We start from the raw sequence: 4,733 nt of genomic DNA on the forward strand, positions 1-4,733 counted from the left end.
TCAGACAATTTGAAGAGAGATAGGCTTTTAGTGGCGTGGGAACAAGCTTTATCAATTTATTCATAATAAATATTGGCAGAAGATTAAAGATTAGTTATTGTGACTAACTCTTTTGATTAGAAAAAGATAAACTTGAGAATCTTCGGTCAAATTTATTGACTCAAAATCCGCTGTACTTAATTTAAATGAATCAACCCTACCCCAAACCCCCCGCGCATTAGCTTAACTGTGAGATGCTTACAGACGATTGTTCATATTTTTGTACCAATTTAAGAGTCACTGATAATTGCTGATTGTTGGTATTTCTGCAAATGTGAGACGCACCCAACCTGCCCCTCCTGACTCCCCTTTTTTAAGACTTATAATTGTTATTTATCTAGGGCAATGTTGACCTAGATAAATAATTACAACTTCTCAAAACTTATAAAAAATGATCGAGCAGAAAACTACTATTAAAAATCTGGCTTTAATTGCAGGTGTGCATGGCAATGAACTAACTCCCGCTTATTTGGTTGAATATCTGCAAAACTCACCTAATCTTATTGCTCGCAGCAGTTTTCAATCCTACAGTCTCATCGCTAATCCCTTAGCCCTAAAGCAACGGGTTAGATATATCGATACGGATTTAAATCGTTGTTTTAACCAAAAAGATTTAGTTAATCCCGATTGTCAGCAATACGAACAAAAACGAGCTAAAAAAATAGTCAAAGACATCCGAGAAAAATCCATCGATTTATTAATAGATATTCACAGCACCACATCTAACATGATGCTGGCGATTATTTATTCTAACCCCCATCCTTGGCTATTAAAACTCTTTACCTATCTGACTAAAATTAATCCTGAGGTGCGCTTAATTTATCATCCCGTCAGCGAGGAAGAAAATCATTTTCTGAAAGGAATTTGTCCCCTAGCTTTTACCCTAGAAATCGGTCCAATTGACCATGGTGTCATCTGTCCCTATCTTTTTCGTCAAACCGAAACACTTATCTATCAAATCCTAGACTATATCGAACAGGAAAATTATCTGGCAGCCCATCTCGATACTTTCAGCGAATCCCTAATAGTTTACCAACGTTTAGGCTCGATCGATTATCCTAGGGATGAACAGGGTGAAATTAAAGCCATGTTACATCCTGAGATTCTCCAACGAGATTATCAGGCAATTCAACCCAATCAACCGATTTTTCTAGGATTTGATGGTCAGGAAATTATCTATCGTGGGGAATCTGAATTATATCCTATCTTTGTCGGAGAATCTTCCTATAAAGAAAAAGGAATCGCCCTTTGTTGGACAGCAAAAAAACAAATCGATATTAATTAGTACCAGACAGCAGTTTTCCTGACAAAAAACCGGTCTAAATAAGGGAAAAGCCACTATGACCTTTACTTCTGATTCTCTTTTAGCTGAACGTTACCAACTGCAACAACGCCTAGGCAATACCGCTATCGGTCGTCAAACTTGGTTAGCTATCGATGTATTATCCCAAGAATCAGTAATTATTAAACTCCTCGCTTTTAGTCCCCAGATGGAATGGGAAGAATTAAAATTATTTGAACGGGAGGCAGCCGTCTTAGCTTCTCTCCATCATCCCCGTATTCCCCGCTATCGCGATTATTTTTCCCTCGATAAAAATCAAGGTGACGGGATTCCTTGGTTTGTGCTTGTACAAGATTATATACCAGGAGAATCCCTAAGCGATCGCTTAGAAAGGGGGCAACGTTTCACCGCTACGGTAATTCGGACTATTGCCCAAGAAGTTCTCGAAATTCTCATTTATTTGCACGAATTATCGCCCTCAGTATTACATCGAGATATTAAACCTAGTAATTTAATTATTAACTCAGAAAATAACGTTTATTTAGTAGATTTTGGGGCAGTCCAGTCCCGCGGTGCAGTAACAGGAGTTACTTTTACTGTGGTGGGGACAAGTGGTTATGCACCCCTAGAACAATTTTGGGGCCGGGCAGTTCCCAGTTCTGATTTATATGCCTTAGGTATGACTTTAATTCATTTATTGACGGGAATTGTCCCCATAGAATTGCCCCACCGCAACTCTAAAATTCAATTTCGCCAACTGGTGACAATCGATGATGATTTAAGCGATTGGTTAGAAACTATAACCGATATAGCGGTAGAAAAGCGGTTTAAAAGTGCCAGAGAAGCTCTGAAATTTCTCCAACATCCCTACTATCGCCAAGCATCAAGTTTAGTCGATCCTAAGAAATTACCAAAACCTCCCCACAGTTCCATCCGTATTGCTAAACACCGGGATAATTTAGAGATTAATTTACCCCCAAAAATTAAGCTACCTTCCGATGCAGCTACTCTCTGGTCTTTGGCGATTGTCCTTACTGTCAGCATCTTTATCTCCCCAATTCTTACCTTTATTATAGCTCTAATTGGTTTTATTTGTTTGCGTGAGATGCAATTAATTCTTACCCCTCAAGAAGTTTTAATTAAATATAAAGTCTTCAATTTTATCTACAAAAAATTTGCTTTTAAAACTCAAGATTTATGGGGTATTTTTCTCCATAGCAACGGCACAGAAGGTAACTATCAGATTCGTCTGCGGACTGCTAAAAATTATTATCTTATCGGTCAGAATCTCCGCGAGGATGAATGTCTCTGGTTAGGACAGGAAATCCAAGATTGGTTAAATTTTATCAAATATAGCGTTTCTCCTCAAGATGATGTGTAACCTGACAGGGTATCATCGACCGTCTCCCCAAAACGAAAACTTTGCACCTCACCATGAAGATAACTGAGAATCAATTAAAGAAATCCCCGGAATTAGTCGGTAGGCATTTTCCCTTTTTAACCTTAATGTTGCAGAGATCACCCTATCTTGATAGAATAATAACTGATTGGCATTCCCTCGGCTACAAGGCGGCAATTATTAAATCGGATTAGTTAGTTATTAATGGAGAATTAAAAATGAACTCTGAAATTTACAAAAAAGTCAGCTTGTTAGTTTTGTATCAAGGGGTTTTTGATAATGCTATTGGCCAGGCATTTATTACCCTATTATCTACGGATAATGTTGCCGATTTTCTCAAAGCTTATGGTCAATGTTTTCAAGCTTTAGCATCTAAAAATATCAGTTGGAATGATTTTCTAGTCGAACAAATTTTATTAGATGATAATCCCTTTAGTCAACAGGTACAGAAAAAAAGTGTTTGGGAGTTACCCGAATCTTTAATTGATGGCGTTAAACAGGATTTATCTATCCTCCAATCTCTTTATAACTCTAGCATTTATAGCCTAAGCAGTTCGACAGTTTTTGAACAAATTAAATTTCTAATTTTCCCCGCTTGGGAAGTGGACAATAAATTAGAAACTTTCCTGCATTCCAGTTCAGATTGGACGGAATTAGTCGAAGATTTAGCCGATTATTATCGCGAATGTGGTACAGGAATTTTTGCCCGTTATCAAGCTTTAAGGTGGCAAGAAGGCAGATTACAAGGAATTACTCATCCCGATCCCGTACAGATTCAAGAAATAGTCGGTTATGAAATGCCTAAGGAAACCTTGATTAAAAACACTGAGTTTTTATTGGCAGGTTATCCCGCTTTAAATGTCTTACTCTATGGCAGCCGTGGTTCAGGAAAATCCTCTTTAGTCAAGGGATTATTGCAAAAATATCATAGCCAGGGATTGCGCTTAATTGAAGTGGCAAAATCGCAATTAAAAGACCTACCATTAATTATTGAAATCCTGCGAGATTTGCCACAAAAATTTATTATCTTTGTCGATGATTTATCCTTTGAAGAAGACGATGAAGCTTTTAAAGCTTTAAAAGTTGTTTTAGAGGGAAGCATCACCGCTAGACCGAAAAATGTCGTAGTTTATGCCACTTCTAATCGCCGACATTTAGTCAGAGAGTTTTTTGCCGATCGACCCCGACCAAAAGATGGGGATGAAGTGCATAATTGGGACACAGTACAAGAAAAATTATCCTTTAGTGATCGCTTTGGTTTAACCCTAACTTTTGAACCTGCTAATCAAGAAAAATATTTAAAAATAGTGCGTCATTTAGCAGGTTTAGCTAAATTAAAAATTAGCTTAGAAGACTTAGAATTTCGTGCCAAACAATGGGCAACCCAACATAATGGGCGATCGGGAAGAACTGCTAGACAATTTATTGATTTTCTGCAAGGGGAATTAGCATTAAATAAGTAGCATTAATTGTGTTATGATTAAATAAAAGAATATCTAATCTAGAAAAATGTTGACTTCATCTCCTCCCAAAATCCTCAGCTTAGAAGAATATCGCAACCTAGAAACTAGAGCGGAAACTAAACACGAATATCAAGACGGAGAAATTATCGAGATGACAGGGGGAAGCATCAATCATAATAGTATTCTCATTAATCTGATTGTTTTGCTAAAATTAGCTTTAAGAGGAACTAATTGTCGTCTTCAATCTAGCGATCTACGTCTATGGATACCCCAATATAATCGCGGTTTATACCCAGATTTAATGATCATTGCTGGGGAACCATTATTTAGTGATAATCGCAACGATGAAATCTTAAATCCCTGTGTAATTATCGAAGTTTTATCCCCTTCCACCTCTAGTTATGATCGGGGTGATAAATTTCGTTATTATCGTTCTATACCCCAATTAAACCAATATCTTCTCGTCAGTCAAGGGGAGATACTAATAGAATCCTATAGCAAAACATCAGAAAATCATTGGTTACTGCAAGAATACATCCCAGCTAGGGGA

Annotated in this window: 5 protein-coding genes; all 5 read left to right on the plus strand. The window is 37.4% G+C overall.

Features of this window, described 5'->3' with window-relative positions; translation table 11 throughout:
* Positions 1-430: 430 nt before the first annotated feature.
* Positions 431-1,324 carry an aspartoacylase gene (locus tag IM479_RS05615; protein WP_287685249.1) on the plus strand — a complete coding sequence of 298 codons (894 nt, stop codon included), beginning with the start codon at positions 431-433 and terminating at the stop codon, positions 1,322-1,324.
* Positions 1,325-1,379: 55 nt separating this feature from the next.
* A complete protein-coding gene (locus IM479_RS05620; protein ID WP_287685250.1) occupies positions 1,380-2,702 on the plus strand; it encodes a serine/threonine protein kinase in 1,323 nt (440 codons plus the stop codon).
* Between the two features lie 53 nt (positions 2,703-2,755).
* Entirely contained in the window at positions 2,756-2,914 is a 159-nt protein-coding gene (locus IM479_RS05625; protein ID WP_287685251.1) for a hypothetical protein, read from the plus strand.
* Positions 2,915-2,938: 24 nt separating this feature from the next.
* Complete coding sequence (locus tag IM479_RS05630; RefSeq protein WP_287685252.1) at positions 2,939-4,183, plus strand: ATP-binding protein; 1,245 nt, start codon at positions 2,939-2,941, stop codon at positions 4,181-4,183.
* A gap of 46 nt (positions 4,184-4,229) precedes the next feature.
* The coding region (locus IM479_RS05635) for a Uma2 family endonuclease (RefSeq protein ID WP_287685253.1) at positions 4,230-4,733 on the plus strand (504 nt) is incomplete at its 3' end.

The organism is Microcystis sp. M165S2, from assembly GCF_020245885.1.
Lineage (GTDB): Bacteria > Cyanobacteriota > Cyanobacteriia > Cyanobacteriales > Microcystaceae > Microcystis.